The following is a 19,121-nucleotide window of genomic DNA, read 5'->3' as shown; positions in this document are numbered from 1 at the left end:
AAAAAAGACGTCATCCGCCCGCTCCCTTGCTCCTCCTTTCCAACTGCGACCCGCTGCGCTGGGCTCGCAGTTGGTGGACCGCCCTGCGGGCGGCATTTTTCTCGATTAAGAAATATCGATTTTAACCGTCCCTTCCAGAAAGCCGAAACAATTTGGATGCCGAAGGCGGAAAGCTTCGTGCTCCAAGCTGTTTCGGCTTTTTCCATGCCCAAAATTCCTCTTTCCCGGGAATGGATGTTTTGGAGGGATTCCGAGCAGCTGACAGGATTCAAACTCCGGGTGGAGGGCCTGCCGGCCGCAGTTTCAAGCCGCGCCCTTTTTGAGCGGGAAAAAGGGCGCCGGGACAAAAGAAGCTTCCGCACGAAAATCGGGCGCTGGTTTTATGGACGATATTGTTGCCCGTCCGTATTGTGGAAGTGCTGCGATTGTCAAAACTTGCAATCCGCCAGGATTCCTGGGTCAAAATTGCTTGCCGGCGGCCAAAATCCCTCGCTGCTGGACACATCGCCCATTTTCAAACAAGCCCTAAGTTTTGTTATGCGGTCAGGTACAACAGCCTCGAAAGGAATACGGCCCCCTCGGCCCGGGTCACTGCGGCCTCAGGCGCCAGGCGATTACCGGATTTCCCCTGAAGCAAGCCTGTATATACCGCCCAGCTGAGCGGAGCCCTGCACCAATCCTCCACCTGCCGCCAGTCGGCATAGGTTCCGGTTCCGCTGCCGGTTGGGGTATCCATACCCAAATGGGAGACATAGCGATAGAGTACCGCCGCCAGCTGGCCGCGGGTAACGCCCGCTTCCGCCGCAAACCGCCCGTCGGGGAAGCCGGAGATCAGCCCCGCGTCAGAGGCCCAGGCGGCGGCGTCAAAATCATCCGAATCAGAGGAGATATCCGGGAACGGGGATAAGGTACTGACCGCAGGCGTTCCAGACAGGCGGTAAAGCGCCGTTACCAGCTCGCCGCGGGTCAGGTCCTCCTCCGGCGCAAATTGCGCCGCAGAGCGGCCATCCAAGAGGCCGCGGCTGGATACGGTGTTGACCGCGCCCGCATACCAGGCGGTGGAGGCGACATCTGTGTAGCCGGCAGCGGGGGATGCGTCTGCGGACGGGATGGTAATGGCCGCCGTATCCGCCTGGGCCGCCTCACCCCGGCGCAAAATCAGGCTGTCATAGAGATATGGCGCGGTTACCATCTGGTCTGTCCGCCCGTCATACCGGAACATGTAGGTGGAGAAGGTCATGGTATCCCCCTCCACATAGATCAGGGTGTAGGTCTGCTCATGGGTTTCGCTGGTATCGGTGCCCCACGGATTCTGAGCGGGAACTGCGGAATTGATATCCAAAAAAGCGTAGGACGGGGTCAATGGATCGCCGGGAGAGACCGTATATGTTCTGGCCCCATACCACTTGACCGCGCCGGACTCCCCTCCTGTCAGATACAGCGGCGCGCCGGAGCCGGCCTGGTAGGCGTTCCGCACCACAGGGAGCCCTGCGTTGGCTCCGGTTCCTGTTACAAATCCCCTGGTATACACATGGTCATGTCCCTGGAGGACCACATCCACCCCCAGCTCCGCCAGCAGCGGCGACCAGAACTTCCGGGCGGAAATGATACCGGAATCCACAATATGGGACGCACCGGTGTAGATGGACTGATGAAATCCCACCACAATCCACTGTCCGGCCGACCGGGCCTGGGCCGCTTCCCGGCGCAGGAAATCCGCCTGTGCCGTCCAGGTTTCCGAATGTCCCAGATTCAGGACAATGAACTTCACATTGCTGTAATCAAAGGCATAGACGGCCGGCCCCACCTCCCCGCCGGCGGATGGAACGGTGATATGTCCGCTGAAGCTTGCGTTGTCGTGGTTTCCCTGGGCCGCCGCCAGAAGGTGATTGCCCAGGAAGGACTGTCCGGCCCCCGCGTGGACGCCGCCGTTTTGAAACAGAAGCTCCCACTGCTGCTCATTGCGGGCGGAGTCCACGAAATCCCCCGCCATGTAGGCAAAAGCCAGGCCGTCCTGGTGGTTCAGCAGGGAAAAGAGCGCCCCTGTGGATCGGGCGTCGGACGTGAACCCGATCTGAAGGTCAGTCAGAAAGGCGAAGGTAAACGCGCCGGATTCTGCCGGAGTCTGAAAGCCGCCGGAATAGGCCCCGGCGATCTCATAGGTATAGGCGCTTCCGGGGGAGAGCCCGTCCAACTCCGCCGTATAGAGGTATTTCTCCGCTGTGTTTGACCAGGCCGCCTGCGCGGAATAGGTCAAGGTCCCCTCCGGGCCTGCGACAGATACCGCGCCCTGCGACGCGTCCGGCGCAGAGTAGGTCAGGTAAACGCAATCCGGAGACTGCCCGATATGTAGGTTCACCTGTCCCACGCCGGCTGCCGCGGCACATGGAAGGAGAACGCTTAAAAGCAGTCCCAGAAAAACAGTGGTCCCCACGCGCCGAATGTGGATCTTCATGGTTTATCACACTCCTATGATCAGATGCAAATCAAAGCGTATATCGACCCGCCTCCGGGGCTTGTTTGAAAATGGGCGATGTGTCCGGCAGCGAGGGATTTTGGGCCGCCGGCAAGCAATTTTGACCCAGGAATCCTGGCGGATTGCAAGGAAAAATTGCGCCGTCCAGGGGGCAAAAGCCCCGCCGGTTGGGTATGTTACCATGTTTCAAACAAGCCCTGGCCAGACAGGGAATTTCTTCGCTTCCAAACCGCAGCCGCTTCGCTGGGCTGCGGTTTGGGGCCGCCGCTGCGCGGCGGTTTTGCTTTATCACAAAGCAGCGCCTCAACCGATACGGGAAGGGCATTGGCAATCCGAATGAGCGCCGACAGGCTCAACTTTGTGCTGCCCGTTTCAATGCGGCTCAAATGCGCCTGGGTCAGCTCGGCCCTGTCTGCCAAAACCCCTTGTGTATCCCTTTGCATCAGGGAACTGCGATCCCTTTTTCCCAAATTTCAGAGGAGTATCCCCCTTTTTCGACATCATTCGCAGGCGTCTGCTGAGACAATCATGTCAGCAGAAGAAACTGCAAAGCGGTTTCTTCGCGCAGCACACCGCTGCAATTACATGAAACTGTAGGGAGAGGTTCCCATGAAAACAAACTGGATAGAAGAGATAAAAAATGCCCCTTTGTTTTCTTACGAGGAGTATATGGCTGACGCCCTGGCCGTCAGCGCGGACACCAAAATGCGTCCAGGCTTTGCCGCGATCCTCTACCAGCCCGCCCGGGCGGATATTGCCCAGCTCCACCAGGCCCTGTCGGTGAAGGCCGGAATCGACTGGATCGAGGATTTAGAGCGTATCCCTGCCTATGTGATTTATCAGGACACCCGGGGACACCTGCACCAGCTCTACTCGCTTCTGGAGAAGCCCGCCGCGCAGGAGGGGGAAGAGGGATTGCCCGATTCCATCTCCGGCTGGCTGGACCAGGCGGAGCACACGCCCCTGAAGTCCTTCACCAACGACAGCAGCTCCCTGGAGCTCCTGGTCCAGGCCCAGTGCAAGACCTTCCAGTTTAGGGCTTGTTTGAAAAATGTCAACATGCCCAACCTGCGGGTCTTTTGTCCCCTGGACGGCGCAATTTTTCCTTGAAATCCGCCAGGATTCCTGCGAAAAAATTGCTTGCCAGCGGCCCAAAATCCCTCGCTGCTGGACACATCGCCAATTTTCAAACAAGCCCTAGCCAGACCCTGACGGGACAGGATTTCTACAGCGGCGACGAGTGCCCGTCCAACCCCACAGCCATCTACACCGTAGCGTACAAAGTCTATGCTGTGCACAACCTGGACGACAATACCGATTACTACCTGGTGGAGCAGGAGGGAATGTACCCCTTCGAAAACCTGTGCGCCCCCACATACAAAAAGAGTGTGGGCGGCGCCCTGAGCAAGATCCAGGAGTACTACGGTGGACAAATCGTTGAAAGCTGCTTGCCCAAGAACATTCAAAGTCAAGGTCACTGCCATATAGAGCGTACCTCCACGGCCTCCGCCACTACGGTCAGCGTGGGGTTGGATCTGAACCTGTCCGGCTCCTACAGCTATTCCAGCACGAACGGCCATACCGTTTCCACCTCCGGCGGGCTGAGCATCAAGAACAACAGGAGCTATACGGTCTCGGACGTTACGGTGAGCAATCGGTCCAACGGCACGGCCCCCAAGGCGGAGTGGTGCTATGACTTCAAGCGCACCGCCTGCCATTTCAGCTTCTTCAGCTATGGACAAGTGGATCTGGAGGACTGCGCCCTGTCTGCCCGCAACACCTTCGTCACAGAGAGTGAATGGATCTTCCATGTCTCCCGGGACGCTGTCTCCGGGAACGAGCTCCAGCTGGAGGCCTCCAGCAGTGTGGTTCTGGTCTCCAGCCGGGCCCGCCTGGACTACCCCTGCCACACAGCCTGCGTCCACAGGACAAAAGACGAAGCAAAGAGCGTCACCTTACAAATCATAAAGCCTCCCATCCCCTCTGAACAGGGCTGAGGGCAGAACACGATGGGGACGGCTGTCTCGCTGCAACAGAACGGCCGCGTTTCACCGTCCCTGCCCCAAAAGAAAGACACGCTGAAAGCGTGTCTTTCTTTTGGGCTTCCGCAGCCTTTGGCCGCTCCGCCCGCCCCGGCAGCGTCGAGCTGTGGTAGGGCTTGTTTGAAACATGGCAGCATGCCCAACCGGCGGGGCTTTTGCCCCCTGGACGGCGCAATTTTTCCTTGCAATCCGCCAGGATTCCTGGGTCAAAATTGCTTGCCAGCGGCCCAAAATCCCTCGCTGCTGGACACAGCGCCCATTTTCAAACAAGCCCTAACCCGCCGTTTCCGCCGGCTTCAGGGTGGTCAGCAGATACTGGATCATGCCGGTGACCGCTTCCTCACTGTCCGCGCCGCCCTGGACGGCCATCACCCGAATGAGGAGCCCGCCGTCCGACAGGGAGACGGCATTTTGAATCACCCGGCCGTCGGTAAAGCGGACGGTCAGCAGATTGTGCCGGTAGAGGGCGCCGTCCTCCGCAGACAGCGCAGCCAAATCCTCCTCAGCGGATGGATACGCGAAGGAGAAGCCCTGGAACGCGTCGTCCATGCGGTATTGCGAAACCGGCTCCAGGAGCCGGTCCAGGGCCAAAGTCTGATCCGCGCCCGTCTGGACCTCCAGGAAATACTCCGTTCCCGTGTCGGGGTCCGTCAGCCGCCCCGCCTCCTCATCCATTTGAAAGGAGCTGTCCACCCGGAAGCGGACGCCGCCCCGCTCATAAAATACAAAGGACTCCGGGCGGAACGCCGTCAGGTCCGCGCCGTCCTGCCGCCCGGCCGGCTGGCCGGTCAGGGCAGCGCCGGCGGCCCAGCCGACGGCCGCCAAAAGGAGGGTCACGGCCAGGGGAATCACAAGCCAGTTCCACCGCACGGGCACGGGGCCCTCCGGCGGGGCCGCGTCCGGGGTGGGGGTAAAATCGGGGTAGACCTTTCCAATGGTCATGGTTTTCCGGCGGCCGCCCGCCTCGGGATGGAGGGCATAGGAGATTTTCCACGTCCATTTCGTCTCTGTTTCCAGGCGGGGATCGGGGATATAGCGCACAACCCGGCGCAGAACGCTGTCCGGCATGACTTCCCCCGCCCGGATGGAGCGGATCGCCCGCTCCATGGCGGAGCCGGCCCGCTGCCGCTCCTCCTCGTTGAGGATCTCCCACCGGAGGCCGCGGATGCTGGACGAACCAGACCTTCTGGTGAAGCGGTAGGGCTCGATTCCATTCAGCCGCGCCAAATCCACCCGCCAGAGCTCCCTGTTTGTGCGGACAAACACATACTGGACGCTCTGGAACGGGGCCAGCAGCGCCAGCATCCACACCGCGCTGCCCAGCATCCCCACACCCGCGCCCAGCACCGCCAGGGACACCGGGATGGACGGGCTGCCCTCATACCTCAAGCACAGCGCGATCACCACAGCCAGCGGCAGCAGCAGCGGCAGGGCCAGGCTCAGCCGGATGGACCTGGTCCAGGACAGCCCGGCAAAGGGATAGAGCTGCGCCGGCGGCTCAGACGGGGCCTCCGGGCCCCTCCGGGACTCCGGCGGCGGCGCGGCCGGCGACGCACGGCGAAAGGCGGCGATCAGCGTGGGCACGGCCCCCACCAGGGTGAACAGATACAGCAGCGCCAGATTGCCCCAATAGGCCGCCGGGTTTAAGTACCCCTCGTCCAGCAGCGCCCCCATGGCCCGAAAGGCGGTAAAGACGTCCGTATCCGCCAGGCGCGCCACGCTGACCGCAAAATCCAGGCGGTTCCCGAAATAGGTCATGACGGCGATCAGGACGCAGGCGATGACAGCCCCCTTGCGGCTGACAGCGCCCCCCAGCAGCTCATAGCCCTTGACCGCGCATACCGCCATGATCAGGCCGCTGAAGGCCGCCACGTAGCCCAGCTGGCCGATTCCCACGATGCAGGCCGCCCCGAGCAGGGAGCCCAGGAAGGCTCCGATCAGGCCGGCCAGTACATTTTCTTTTCTCTCCGTTTCCATCTGTGCCCTCATCCTCTCTTTGTCATCCCGTGCGCCATCCGGCTGTCAGGGCTTGTTTGAAAATTGGCGATGTGCCCAGCGGCGAGGGATTTTTGGCCGCTGGCAAGCAATTTTTTTGCAGGAATCCTGGCGGATTTCAAGGAAAAATTGCGCCGCCCAGGGGTCAAAAGACCCGCCGGCTGGGCATGTTGATATTTTTCAAACAAGCCCTAAAGATACAGCTCCGGGGCCAAATTCCCAAATTTGTACCAGCAGACGGCCTTTCTCATGAACGCCTCCGTGACGCCGAAGTAGTCCGCCAGGTCCCAGAGCTCCGTGTGCCCCGCTGTGACCGCCGCGTCCAGCTCCTCCGCCGGGATCAGCTTCCCGATGGCCCACTTGTCCGCGCGGTTTTCGTGCTTCTTCCGCACATCACAGGCGGCGTACTTGTTATAGAACGCCCCCGTCTTGCAGTGCCCCACCTCATGGCCCAGGCAGACCTTCTCCATGGCGATGGAGTCCAGCTTCCACGGGTCCAGCGCCACCGCCCCGCAGTCAAAGGCGCCCCCCGGAAGCGACAGGGAAGGCCCCTTGCGCAGCGGATACCAATAGACCGCGATATCCTCCGCTTCCGCGTAGTCGTACAGGTCAAGTAGTGTTCCCATTCCTTCTCTTCCTCTGCTGCTCCGCCCTGAATTTGGCGAAATCCGCTACGTCCGCCCACATCTCATCCCAGTCCTCCTGGGAAAAATCCTGCTCGCCCCCCCAAAAGGCCGCCTTCATCTCTTCCACCGCGTCTCTGTGCTCCTCCTCCGGGAGGGGCGCTTTTTTTGCCCCCTCCCCCGTCAGCAGATATTCCACCGGCACATCCAGATACCCCGCGATTTTCACGGCCCGGTCATAGGGGAGCTTTTTTAATTTCTTCGGGTTCAAATAGCCGTTGGCAAAGCCGCAGTCCGATTCCAACGTAGAAATTGGTACCCCACGCTGCCTGCACAGCGCTCTGACACATTCCACACTGCTAAACATCATAGACTCCTCACGATTTTAGAAAACGCCCTAAAAAAACGGTTGACATTTTAGGAAAAATCCTATATAATGGGGTGCACATGGAAAATCTCCTGAAACGCCTAGGGCTTGTTTGAAAAATGTCAACATGCCCAACCGGCGGGTCTTTTGTCCCCTGGACGGCGCAATTTTTCCTTGAAATCCGCCAGGATTCCTGCGAAAAAATTGCTTGCCAGCGGCCCAAAATCCCTCGCTGCTGGACACATCGCCAATTTTCAAACAAGCCCTAGGAAAGACAGGGGGCGGCTGGCCCTTACAGTTTAGAATAAAATCTAAAGTTTGTCAAGCGGGATAGGAGTTTTTTCTAAAGAGGAGAGGAAGGATGGGAATGATTTACACAAACATCGCCAGGCTCTGCCGGAGCCGGGGGATCAGCATCGCCAGGCTGGAGCGGGAGCTGGGGTTTGGGAACGCCACCATCCGGGGGTGGGCCGCTTCCTCCCCCACGGTGGAAAAGCTGAAGGCGGCGGCGGACTATTTCGGCGTCACTGTGGACGCGCTGCTCTCGCCGGCCCGGGACGGCCCCCCGAGCCCCCGGGAACCCGGCGGGCATCCGCGCGGGGGATGAAAGGAGGAGACAGCATGGGAAAGCGGCTCATTCCGCACGGGCAAAGGCCCAGACCCCCGGGGGGCAAGGCTCTGGCCGGGGGGCTCCTGGCCCTCTGCTGCCTGCTGGCGGCGGTCCGCCTGTCCGCCGGGCCGGACCTCCTTTTCCAGACGCCGCCCAAGGCGGCCGGGCCGGACCGGGAGCACCAGGTCCTGCCGGAGGGGATTTTTCTGGGGACCTTCACCGTCTACGCCTACTGTCCCTGTACCCTCTGCTGCGGGCAGTGGTCCGGGGGGCCCACGGCCTCCGGGACCATGCCGGAGGAGGGCCGGACCCTGGCCGCCGACTGGGATGTGCTCCCGGCGGGGACGGAGGTCTATCTGGCGGGCATCGGCTGGCGGACGGTGGAGGACACCGGCAGCAGCATCACCGGGGACAAGATGGACCTGTTCATGGACGGCCATGAGGAGGCCCTGATGTTTGGGGTCCGGGAAGTCGAAGTCTGGAAATAAGCATTTCGCCCAGAAAAAACAGGAGAACGGCCCCAGCCGGGGCGGGGAGGTTTGTCAAATGCGCACCACGAAAATCATCATCAAAAATCTGTTCGGCATTCAGGAGGCGGCCCTGGACGGCCGTTCGGTGGAGCTGTCGGGGCCCAAGGGGTCCGGGAAGACCTCCGTGCTGGACGCCATCCGCTTTGCCCTGACCAACCAGTCCGACCGGGACTACATCATCCACCAGGGGGCCGAGGAGGGGGAAATCCTCATCGAGACGGACACCGGCCTCCGAATCGACCGCAAGATCCGGCCGGAGAAGGGCAGCGCGGTCAAGGTCCGGGACGGCTCCATGGTTCAGACCCGGCCGGCGGAGTTTCTCTCCCGGATCTTCACCCCCCTCCAGCTGGACCCGGTGAAGTTCACCCAGCTCTCCCGGCAGGAGAAGAACCGGGCGATTTTGAACCTGGTGGAGTTTCCCTGGGATATGGAGTGGATTCGCCGGCAGTTCGGCGAGATTCCCCAGGGAATCGACTACAGCCAGCACATTCTCCAGGTGCTGGCGGACATCCAGGCTGAGAACGGTCCATACTTCCAGAGCCGGCAGGCTTTGAACCGGGACATCCGAAACAAGCAGGCCTTCATTGCCGACATCGCCAAGGATATTCCGCCGGACTACGACTACGACAAGTGGAGCAGCTACCCGGTGGCGGAGCGGTACCGGGAGCTGGAGCGGCGGCGGGAGCGCAACCGCCGCATTCAGCGGGCCCGGGACCTCCTGGCCGGGCAGGACGCCCAGGCGCGGGGCCTCCAGGGGGAGCGGGACACGGCGGTGGCGGCGGTGGACCGGGAGCTGGCGGCGGAGCGGGAGCGGCTCACCGCCGGCATCTCCCGGATGGAGGCCCAAATTCAGGCGGCCCGGGAGAAGCTCTCCGGCCTGGAGCAGCGGCGGGCGGAGCGGGTGGCGGTGCTGGACGCCGGTTTGGAGGCCAGGCGGGCCAAGCTGGACGCCGATTTGAGCCTGGCGGCCCGGGAGGCCGGTCTGGAGCCGGAGGACGCCGGCGCCCTGGCCCGGGAGCTGGACGCCGCCGAGGAGATGCGGGGGCGCCTCAACGAGTACCGCCGCATGGTGGACATGCAGGGGGAGGTGAAGCGGCTCACTGCGGAGTCGGAGGAGCTGACCCGGAAGATCGAGCTGGCCCGGGAGCTGCCGGGGAAGATTCTGGAACATGCCGCCATTCCCATCCAGGGGCTGACGGTGGAGGACGGGGTCCCCCTGATCCGCGGCCTGCCCATCTCCAACCTGTCCGACGGGGAGCTGCTGGAGCTGTGCGTTGACCTCACCGTCAGCAAGCCGGGGCAGCTGGGGATCATCCTGGTGGACGGCGCGGAGCGGCTGGACGAGAAGAGCCGGGCGGCCCTGTATGAGCGGTGCAAGGCCAAGGGCCTCCAGCTCATCGCCACCCGGGTTTCGGATTCCAACGAGCTGGAGGTGACGGAGCTGTGAGGGAAAAGTCCTGTCCCCCCGCCGGGCGGACCGGGGCGGACCCGGCGTCGGAAATCAAAGGGCGGCTCACCGCCCGGGAGGTATTCCTCTTCTACGGCTTCCAGCCGGACCGGAGCGGGTTTCTCCGCTGCCCCTTCCACGCGGGAGACCGGCACGGGAGCTTGAAGGTCTATGAGGGGGACCGGGGCTGGCACTGCTTCGGCTGCGGGCGGGGCGGAAGCGTCATCGACTTCGTGATGGCGCGCTTTGGGCTGGGCTTCCGGGACGCCTGCCGGAAATTAAATGAGGACTTCCGGCTGGAGCTCCCGGCGCGGAGGCCCAGCCGGGCGGAGATCACCGCCTGGCGGCGGGCGCGGCGGAGGGAGGCGGAGGCCCGGGACCGGGCGGCCGCCCAGGTCCGGCGCATGGCCGGGGAGCACCGGTTCTGGTGGGCGGTGAAGCAGCAGTTTGAGCCCCGGACCGAGGGGGACCTGGAGCGGGTTCCCCCCATCTACACCGAGGCGGTGAACCGCCTGCCCTATCTGGAGCACTGGCTGGACGGGCGGCTGGGGCTTGTTTGAAACATGCCGGCATGCCCAACCGGCGGTTCTTTTGACCCCTGGACGGCGCAATTTTTCCTTGCAATCCGCCAGGATTCCTGCGAAAAAATTGCTTGCCGGCGGCCAAAATCCCTCGCCGCTGGGCACATCGCCAATGTTCAAACAAGCCCTGGGCGCGGGGAGGGAGTAACATGACAGAATTTACCTATGAGGACTTCGACACGGGGAGGGTGTTCGCCTATCTGGCCGGCATTGAAGACCCCTACGAGCAGCGCATGGAGGAGCGCCGGGCGGCCGCCCTGGCGGAGGACTTGAAGTTCAAGGGCTTCCAGAGCCTGTTCCGGCTCTACCGGAAAAAGCGCCGGGCGGAGGAGGCCCCGCCGGAGGGGCGTTCCCGGTTCCCGGACCAGCCCCTGGCCCTGCGCACGGGGGCCTGGACGGCGGACGGGTCCGGCGTCCGGCGGAGGGGCGCCCACGGGGGCATGATTTACGCCTGCTCTCACCCCATTCTGCCGGTGGCGCGGCTGCGGGGGGTGGATACGGGGCTGCTGAAGGTCCGCCTGGCCTTCCGGCGGGGGCCGGGGAGCGGCTGGGAGGAGCTTTTGGTGGACGCCCGGGACATCGCCTCCGCCCACAAGATTGTGGACCGGCTCTCCGCCGTGGGGGTCTCGGTCACCAGCGGCGAGCGGGCCAACGCCCTGGTGGACTACCTGCGGGACATGCTGGACCTGAACCAGGACGTGATCCCGGAGGTCAGGAGCGTCTCCCGCATGGGGTGGAACGGGGAGGGCTTTTCCCCCTACGCCCAGGGGATCGCCTTCGACAGTGCGGAGAGCTTTTCCGGCCTTTACCGGGCCATTGCCCAGGTGGGAAGCTATGACGCCTGGCTGGCCGAGGCCCGGGAGGCCAGAGGCTACAGCCTCACGGCCCGGGTGGTGCTGGCGGCCTCCTTCGCCTCGGTGCTGGTGGAGCCTTTGGGCTGCCTGCCCTTTTTCGTCCACCTGTGGGGCATGGACGCCGGCACCGGCAAGACCGTGGCCCAGATGCTGGGGGCGTCTGTGTGGGCCAATCCCGCCGTGGGACAGGCCTTCTTCCCCACCTTTCGGGGCACGCCGGTGGGCTTTGAGATGATGGCCGGGTTTTTGCACTCCCTGCCGCTGTTCCTGGACGACCTCCAGCTGGCCAAGGACCGGCACGGAAACGTGGCGTTCAACGTGTACGAGCTGGCCTCCGGGGCGGGAAAGCTGCGCTCCAACAAGGCCCTGGGGCTCAACTACACCCCCACCTGGGCCAACTGCTTCATCACCTCCGGGGAGTCCCCCCTGGTGGGGGAGACCGACGGCGCGGGGGCTCTGAATCGGGTGATTGAGATCGAGTGCCGGGCGGACCGCCGGGTGATCCGGGACGGCCGCCGGACGGCCAACGTCCTGCGGGCCCATTACGGCTGGGCCGGGCGGGCCTTTGTCTCCCGCCTGCTGGAGGAGGGGCAGAAGGAGCGGGCCATGGCCCTGTACGACGGCTTCTTCGCCGCCTGCACCCAGTCCGACACCACCGACAAGCAGGCCATGGCGGCGGCGGTGCTCCTGACGGCGGACGCCCTGGCTACCGAGTGGATCTTCCGGGACGGACGGGCCCTCACGGCGGAGGAGCTGGGGGAATTCCTGAAGAGCCGGGAGGCCGTCAGCCTGGCCGGCCGGGGCTACGCCCTCCTCTGCGACTGGGTGGCGGTGAACGCCGGCAAGCTCCGGGGCCGGGCGGAGCTGGGGGAGTGCTACGGCCTGGTGGAGGGAAACACCGCCTATATCATCCGGTCCGTGTTCAACCGGGTCTGCCAGGAGAACGCCATCAACCCCAAGGCCCTGCTGTCCCACCTGCGGACCCGGGGGCTCATCCAGGCGGGGGCCAGGGGGTACACCAAGACCAAGTGGATGGGCGGGCAGTCCCCCAACTGCGTCTGGCTGAAGCTGCCCAAAAACAACACGGAGCCGGAGGACGGCCTGCCGCCCCTGTGAAACCTGTAGCTCTGTAACGCCCCCGCACATTTTTTCAGGAGGGGGACAGGCAGCTGTCCGCAGGCGTTTGTCTTTGCGGAAAGAAAAAACCTCCCGCCGCAGGGAAACGGGGGGGAGGCCACAGGGTTACAGGAACAGAGGGAACCCCTTGGGGCGCAATGCGCTGCGGGCTGTAAGGGGAGTTACGGGAGGGATTCAAGTGGTATCTGAGCTGGAACGGGCCGCCATGAACGGCGAGCCCATGCCGGAGGGGCTGAGTCAGATTGACCAGAGCTATTATCAGGGGCTGGCCTTTCTGTACGCCAGGTACCGGGGGGGCTATGTGACCCGGGAGGCCGGACGCGCCGAGAAGAAGCTGCTCCAGAAGGCCCGGGACGACGCCCTGCGGGCCCAGCGGTTCGGGGAGCGGTGCATGGACCACGCGGTGCGGCTCTGGCGGGAGGCGGAGGGGGCGGCGAACCGGTACGCCCGGGAGCGGACCCTGGAGCACGCGGACGGGCTGTACCGGGCGGTGTACGGGGCGCCGGTTCCCCGGGAGGGAGAGGAGGAAGCATGATGGAATTTCCGGCGCGGCTGCGGAGGCTGCGGGAGGAGCGCCGCCCAGTGCGGAGCATGGCGGCGGTGTCGGAGCTGTGCGGGCTGGAGCGGGGGGCGGTGGGGCGGTATGAGCGCGGGGAGCGGTCCCCCAGCATGGACGCCCTCATCGCCCTGGCGGACTACTACGAGGTCAGCCTGGACTACTTAACGGGGCGGTCCGCGTCCCGCTGAAAAAGCTTGGGACGCAGGCAGAGAAGCCCCTGCGGGGGGCTGGGTTCCCAGGGCTTGTTTGAAACATGGCAGCATGCCCAACTGGCGGGTCTTTTGCCCCCTGGACGGCGCAATTTTTCCTTGCAATCCGCCAGGATTCCTGGGTCAAAATTGCTTGCCAGCGGCCCAAAATCCCTCGCTGCTGGACACATCGCCATGTTTCAAACAAGCCCTAACAATATTATATTGCATTTGACGGTGCGCTGCGGCGGGCCGTCCGCTCCACTGCCTTTTGCCGCAAAAACCGCGCCGGGGCGGGTCCCCCCCTCCCAGCCGTACCAGCTTCTGCCCGCCAGATTACCGTTCTGTTACAAATCCCCGTCCCCCCTTGACCCGAGGGGGAAGTTGCGGTATCATGTCGCCAGAGAGGCGGGGAGCCGCCCGGTTTCCGTGCGCCCGAGGGCGGGCGGGGCCCGGAAAGCGCCCCAGAATCTCAAATCTAAAAAGGAGGAATTCCGATGAGAAACCTCAAACGGGCTCTCAGCCTGGCTCTGGCGTTCGTCATGGTCCTGTCCATGATGGTCGTGGGCGCCGGCGCTGTGAGCGTTGACGATTTCAGCGACAGCACCGAAATCGTCAACAAAGAGGCCGTCGCTGTTCTGGCGACCCTGAACGTCATCACCGGCCAGGACGACGGCTCCTACAACCCCACCGGAAGCATCACCCGCGGCGAGATGAGCACCATCATCTGCCGGGTGCTGAACGGTGGCAACAACCCTGTGCTGGGTGAGACGGTGACTGACAGCTACACCGACACCGGCAGCCACTGGGCCAAGGCGTACATCGAGTACTGCACCACCCGCGGCATCGTGGCCGGCAAGGGCGACGGCTCCTTCGACCCCAACGGCAATGTGACCGTGTCCGAGGCCGCCAAGATGGTCCTGGTGGCCCTGGGCTACAACGCCGCGGTCGAGGGCTACACCGGCGGCAACTGGCAGATTAACACCGACGTGCGGGCCAACAGCGTGGGCCTGTACAACAATCTGTCCTACACCAACACCAGCGCCGTGCTGACCCGTGACAACGCCGCCCAGATGCTCTACAACGCTCTGAGCGCCCGGGTGGTCACCTACGACTACGTCATCACCGGCGACGCCAACAACGCCATCACCACCCGTCCCCAGATCAACGACTGGGACCGCGGCACCATGCTGTGGGAGTACTTCAAAGCCATCCGCGTTGAGGGCGTGGTCGTGGCCAATGAGTTCGCCAACCTGGAGGCTACTTACCGCGAGGACACCGATATGGCCCCCGCTCAGGTCAACATCGGCGCCCACCTGAACACCAACCGCACCACCATCAAGGTCTCCAACTATGACCCCGCCACCGAGCAGCGCGTGTTCGCCAACACCAACGTCACCTTCAACGTGACCACTGGTGAGGAGGAGCTGGGCAAGGGCGTCTACGTCTTCGTGCGTCCCTACAGCGCCAGCACCGGCAACTCCGGCAACAACATCACCACCACCGGCGGTTCCTCCGACGGCAGCCGCGCCACCGTCATCGGCAGCGTGGTCATCAGCGACCAGAACGTGATCGTCACCGACGCCTCCGGCGGCAACGCCGAGGACGTGGCCCACGACAACAACCTGGAGCTGGCCGAGGATGTGCGTTACTTCTACAACTACGGCAGCATTCAGAACAACGACATGAAGAATGGCTACGTGGGCGTGCAGAAGACCCTGGTGGACGTGGACAACGACACCGAGATCGAGTATGTGCTCCTCAAGGAGATGCGCCTGGGCAAGGTCACCCTGAAGGATGAGACCGGCGACGGCCGTCTGGTGGTCAACATCAACGGCTTCGGCACTCCTGTGGACACCGGCAACTACCAGGTCTCCGACATGGACGACGCCATGGGCTTTGACAACGTGGCTGTGGACGACTTTGTCCTCACCGCCTTCATCGGCGGCCGGCTGCATGTCCAGGTGGCCGAGACCATGACTGGCACCATCGAGGCCTACAAGCAGACCGAGGCTACCGACACCAGCGAGACCTACCGCAACACCAACATCACCGTGGACGGCGAGAACTACACCGTCTCCCGGGTTGGCGCCTTTGAGGGCGGCGAGCTGACTGCCGCTGTGCGTCCCTTCGACCGCAGCATCCTGGACAGCGAGGCCACCTTCTACCTGGATGAGAACGGCTACATCATCTCCTACGGCGAGGTGGACGGCACCGCCTACAAGTACGCCCTGGTCTGGGCCGCCGAGGATCACTCCCGCAACCGCGTCGATCCCGACCGCGTGAAGGTCACCCTGGAGGACGGCACCACCGCCACCTATGACCTGGACAGCGCCAGCAACATCGACGTGGTGGCTGACGAGGCTTACACGAACTCCACCTACGAGAACGGCGAGTGGAGCATCAGAGAGTCCGACATGGAAGGCGCGATGTTCAGCTACGTCATCACCTCTTCCGGCGACATCAAGCTGACCCTGCCTCTGGGCGGCACCGTGAGCGGCGAGGGCCCCAACTTCGTCAACGGCCTGACCCAGATCTCCATGAGCGGCTCTGCGGACGTCAACTATCTGACGCCCAACGGCGTGAACCCCCCGAACTCCAACCGCTACTACGCCAACAACGCCACCGCTTTCTTCTATGTGGAGCGGAACACCAGCGGCGAGATCACCGATGTGGACGTGTTCAACGGCCGCAACAACGCCCCCACTGTGGACGTGAACAGCGGTGACAACGACCGCGCGGATGTCCGGGTGGCCCTGCGGTACAACCGCGACAACTCCGACGTGGGCGCTGTGGCCTTCTACGACGTGGAGCGCGCTCAGAGCGCCGGCCTGCACCTGTTCGTCACCGCCAGCAACTACGTCAGCAGCGACTACGTCACTGTGGACGCCTTCCTGAACAACTCCGTTGACCTGACCTCCGTCAACGTCAGCGAGGTGGACGGCGTCAGCGTGGAGCACAACCCCCTCATTGAGGACGGCCTGTACCTCTACAGCGTCAACAGCGACGGCTACTACGAGCTGACCACCCCCAACAACGACGACCAGGAGTACTTCTACAATGGCGTGGTCTCCCACGTGGATACCCGCAACAAGAGCTTTGTGGTGGCGGGCGACTTCGAGGCCTTCATCACTGAGAACTCCGTGATCGTGGACAACACCGCCGGCACTGCCTACGCCCGCTTCAACGGCAACGTCACCATCGGCGACCGGGTGCAGGTGATCGTGGACAACACCAACAACTGGAACGTCCTGATGCTGGGCATCATGGAGAAGGACCAGCCCGTTGACGTGGGCGGCGAGGACACCGGCGTCGTCGTGGACGGCAACTGGACCATCCCCGAGACCGGCGTGGCCAACCTGAACAGCGGCGCCTCTGAGTCTGCTGTCATGGTGGCCCTGGCCGAGAACAGCTACGTTGTGATCTACGGCGATTACCACGTTGCCAGCCGGCTCACCATCCCCGCCGGCAAGACCCTCCATGTGGTGGGCAGCCTCACCGGCGCTCAGAACGTGGTGAACAACGGCAACCTCAAGGTGGAGGACAACCTGACCGGCGCTGTCGCCGGCACCGGCTACGTCCTGGTGGGCAGCACCACCGGCAAGAGCTGGACCACCACCGGCCTCTTCGAGGGCACCGCTGAGATTGACCACGGCGGCGACATCACCGTGACCGGCGCCTGGACCGTGGACAGCGGCGCGCTGGTGCGGGTTGAGGGCGACCTGATCGGCGCGGCCAACAGCGTCACTGTTGAGGGCACCCTGAACGTGGGCGGCGCCATGAGCGCCGGCATCGTCAACGTCCTGAGCACCGACACTCTGACCGTGCATGAGACGCTGACTGCCACCACCCTGAACGTGGGTGACGCCGACAACGCTGGCCGCGTGGTGGCCGGTTCGATCAGCGCCACCACCCTCAATGCGGCTAACACCGGCAGCACCGTGGTGGTGCAGCAGAACGGCTACACCGGCGACAACAAGGCCAGCCTGACCACCAACGGCACCATCACTGTCCCCAACGTCAACGTGTCCGGCGGCAGCGTGACCGCGCTGAACGTGAGCGCTACCGGTAACGTCATCGTGGAGAACGCCACTCTGACCGTGACCGGAACCCTGACCGCCGCCAACCTGTATGTTGGCCGGGATGCCACTGCCGAGAGCAGCAGCAACACCTGGGCTGACGCGGGCACCGCGACCATCGGTACCGTGAACAACACCAACATCTACGTCTATGGCGCCAGCAGCAGAGTCTCCGCCACTGACGTGCGGAACGCCGCCACCGTCACTGTGGAGGCCGGCTCCCTGGATGTGGACCGCACCCTGGATGTCACCGGCACCCTGTATGTGGGCAAGAGCGCTGACGCGGAGGTCGAGAATGGCTACACCTGGAGCGCCTCCGGCACCGTGACCGCCGGCAACGTGGACGCCAAGAACATCGACGTCTACGGCAACGACAGTGAGATCACCGCTGACAGCAGAATCGACGTCACCGGCAACCTCACTGTGGTGGACGGCGACATCGAAGCGGTCGAGCTGTATGTGGATGGCCTCCTGACCCTGGGCGGCAGCGCCTATGTGAATGTTGACAGCATTGTTGATGCGGCCAAGATCCACTATGAGCCCGGCTTCACCGGTGAGCTGACCTACGGCACCTACTCCAGCCGCGACACCAACACTGCCACCCAGAACACCGCCTCCATGGCTGTGTACGGCATCGGCTAAGCAAACCCAAGCAAAACCCTTCGCATAAACCCTTCGCGCAGACCGAAAGGGGGCGCCCCGGAATCCCGGGGCGCCCTCTTCTTATGTTTTGGCGGGACGCAGGACCCCAGAACGGGAAACCCCCCTCAGTCCGCAGCGCAGGCCGCAGACTGAGGGGGGTTTCCGACGTTCTGTTCACGAGACGGGCTTCGAAGCCCTTCTCTTTTGGTTGCCTTTTTTCGCGGCCTGTGGTATCCTGTACCCAGGAAAGAACCATCTTTCAGCGCTGCCCGTAACGGTAGGCGGTTGGCCCCTCCGCGCCCGGAGGGGAAGCTTCTTGCCCCCTCCAGTTCAACGGAAGAGGGGGTGGTGCCTATGCTTACATATTCAGAACTGTTTCAGTTTTGTCTTGTAGTCATTGGCATCGTCAATCTGGTGATCCAGTTGACAAAAAAGAAGTAACCGCCAAGGCTCCAACCACGCGGTTACTTCAATCGTAGGGGGGGCCAACCGTCTTACCGGCAGCGCCCTTTCTATCTTTAGTATAATCGCAGACCGCCGGATTGTCAAGGGCGAATTTGCCTGCGCCGTCCGGGTCCCCACCAGGGTGAGCGGTATCCCCGCTCCGTTGGGGGCGGCTTCGACGCCGTTCTTGTTTTTGGTTGCCTTTTTTCGCGGCCTGTGGTATCCTGTACCCAGGAAAGAACCATCTTTCAGCGCTGCCCGTAACGGTAGGCGGTTGGCCCCTCCGCGCCCGGAGGGGAAGCTTCTTGCCCCCTCCAGTTCAACGGAAGAGGGGGTGGTGCCTATGCTTACATATTCAGAACTGTTTCAGTTTTGTCTTGTAGTCATTGGCATCGTCAATCTGGTGATCCAGTTGACAAAAAAGAAGTAACCGCCACGGTTCCCAGCCAAGCGGTTACTTCATAACCCACGCAGGGGCCAACCGTCTTACCGGCAGCGCCCTTTCTATCTTTAGTATAAGCGCAGACCGCCGGATTGTCAAGGGCGA

Annotated in this window: 16 protein-coding genes; 10 read left to right on the top strand and 6 right to left on the bottom strand. The window is 63.1% G+C overall.

Annotated features, from left to right (window positions below; genetic code table 11):
- The 3 genes from Q0K09_RS07255 to Q0K09_RS10810 all read right to left on the bottom strand — a co-directional run.
- A partial coding sequence (locus tag Q0K09_RS07255) for a hypothetical protein (protein ID WP_294474785.1) occupies positions 1–206 on the bottom strand: 206 nt, incomplete at its 3' end.
- Between the two features lie 329 nt (positions 207–535).
- Complete coding sequence (locus tag Q0K09_RS07250) at positions 536–2,257, bottom strand: S-layer homology domain-containing protein (protein WP_294474784.1); 1,722 nt, start codon at positions 2,255–2,257, stop codon at positions 536–538.
- A gap of 395 nt (positions 2,258–2,652) precedes the next feature.
- Positions 2,653–2,919 (bottom strand): helix-turn-helix transcriptional regulator, encoded by a 267-nt coding sequence (locus tag Q0K09_RS10810; protein WP_365931758.1) that lies wholly within the window; start codon positions 2,917–2,919, stop codon positions 2,653–2,655.
- 226 nt (positions 2,920–3,145) lie between these two features.
- On the opposite strand from Q0K09_RS10810, the gene Q0K09_RS07245 reads away from it, so the two are divergent.
- Both Q0K09_RS07245 and Q0K09_RS07240 read left to right on the top strand, forming a co-directional pair.
- Positions 3,146–3,586: a hypothetical protein gene (locus tag Q0K09_RS07245; RefSeq protein ID WP_294474782.1), complete on the top strand. Its 441-nt coding sequence runs from the start codon at positions 3,146–3,148 to the stop codon at positions 3,584–3,586.
- A 26-nt stretch (positions 3,587–3,612) separates the two neighbouring features.
- A complete protein-coding gene (locus Q0K09_RS07240) occupies positions 3,613–4,473 on the top strand; it encodes a hypothetical protein (RefSeq protein ID WP_294474780.1) in 861 nt (286 codons plus the stop codon).
- Between the two features lie 318 nt (positions 4,474–4,791).
- Here the strand turns inward: Q0K09_RS07240 and Q0K09_RS07235 are convergent, their stop codons facing one another.
- From Q0K09_RS07235 to Q0K09_RS07225, 3 genes are all read right to left on the bottom strand, one after another.
- Complete coding sequence (locus Q0K09_RS07235) at positions 4,792–6,495, bottom strand: hypothetical protein (RefSeq protein WP_294474778.1); 1,704 nt, start codon at positions 6,493–6,495, stop codon at positions 4,792–4,794.
- Positions 6,496–6,704: 209 nt separating this feature from the next.
- Positions 6,705–7,139 carry a hypothetical protein gene (locus tag Q0K09_RS07230; RefSeq protein WP_294474777.1) on the bottom strand — a complete coding sequence of 145 codons (435 nt, stop codon included), beginning with the start codon at positions 7,137–7,139 and terminating at the stop codon, positions 6,705–6,707.
- Complete coding sequence (locus tag Q0K09_RS07225) at positions 7,123–7,440, bottom strand: hypothetical protein (protein WP_294474775.1); 318 nt, start codon at positions 7,438–7,440, stop codon at positions 7,123–7,125. The genes Q0K09_RS07230 and Q0K09_RS07225 overlap by 17 nt, the downstream gene beginning before the upstream one ends.
- A 430-nt stretch (positions 7,441–7,870) precedes the next feature.
- On the opposite strand from Q0K09_RS07225, the gene Q0K09_RS07220 reads away from it, so the two are divergent.
- The 8 genes from Q0K09_RS07220 (at position 7,871) to Q0K09_RS07185 (ending at position 18,130) form a co-directional block, all read left to right on the top strand.
- A complete protein-coding gene (locus Q0K09_RS07220; RefSeq protein WP_294474773.1) occupies positions 7,871–8,110 on the top strand; it encodes a helix-turn-helix transcriptional regulator in 240 nt (79 codons plus the stop codon).
- Positions 8,111–8,124: 14 nt separating this feature from the next.
- Positions 8,125–8,601 (top strand): 3D domain-containing protein, encoded by a 477-nt coding sequence (locus Q0K09_RS07215; RefSeq protein WP_294474771.1) that lies wholly within the window; start codon positions 8,125–8,127, stop codon positions 8,599–8,601.
- Positions 8,602–8,659: 58 nt separating this feature from the next.
- On the top strand, positions 8,660–10,090 hold the full coding sequence (locus tag Q0K09_RS07210) for an AAA family ATPase (protein ID WP_294474769.1): 1,431 nt from the start codon (positions 8,660–8,662) through the stop codon (positions 10,088–10,090).
- Positions 10,087–10,650 (top strand): CHC2 zinc finger domain-containing protein, encoded by a 564-nt coding sequence (locus tag Q0K09_RS07205; RefSeq protein ID WP_294474766.1) that lies wholly within the window; start codon positions 10,087–10,089, stop codon positions 10,648–10,650. The genes Q0K09_RS07210 and Q0K09_RS07205 overlap by 4 nt, the downstream gene beginning before the upstream one ends.
- A gap of 170 nt (positions 10,651–10,820) precedes the next feature.
- Complete coding sequence (locus Q0K09_RS07200) at positions 10,821–12,641, top strand: DUF927 domain-containing protein (protein ID WP_294474764.1); 1,821 nt, start codon at positions 10,821–10,823, stop codon at positions 12,639–12,641.
- 199 nt (positions 12,642–12,840) lie between these two features.
- A complete protein-coding gene (locus tag Q0K09_RS07195; RefSeq protein WP_294474762.1) occupies positions 12,841–13,197 on the top strand; it encodes a hypothetical protein in 357 nt (118 codons plus the stop codon).
- Positions 13,197–13,409, top strand: coding sequence for a helix-turn-helix transcriptional regulator (locus tag Q0K09_RS07190; protein WP_294474760.1), 213 nt, complete (start codon positions 13,197–13,199; stop codon positions 13,407–13,409). Before Q0K09_RS07195 ends, Q0K09_RS07190 begins: the two co-directional genes overlap by 1 nt.
- A gap of 497 nt (positions 13,410–13,906) precedes the next feature.
- Positions 13,907–18,130 (top strand): S-layer homology domain-containing protein, encoded by a 4,224-nt coding sequence (locus Q0K09_RS07185; protein WP_294474758.1) that lies wholly within the window; start codon positions 13,907–13,909, stop codon positions 18,128–18,130.
- The last annotated feature ends 991 nt before the right edge of the window (positions 18,131–19,121 follow it).

The sequence above is a fragment of the uncultured Intestinimonas sp. genome (genome assembly GCF_944387725.1).
Classification (GTDB): Bacteria; Bacillota; Clostridia; order Oscillospirales; family Oscillospiraceae; genus Intestinimonas.
Note: the sequence above shows the minus strand (reverse complement) of the source record. Positions and strands in the feature narration are given on the sequence as shown.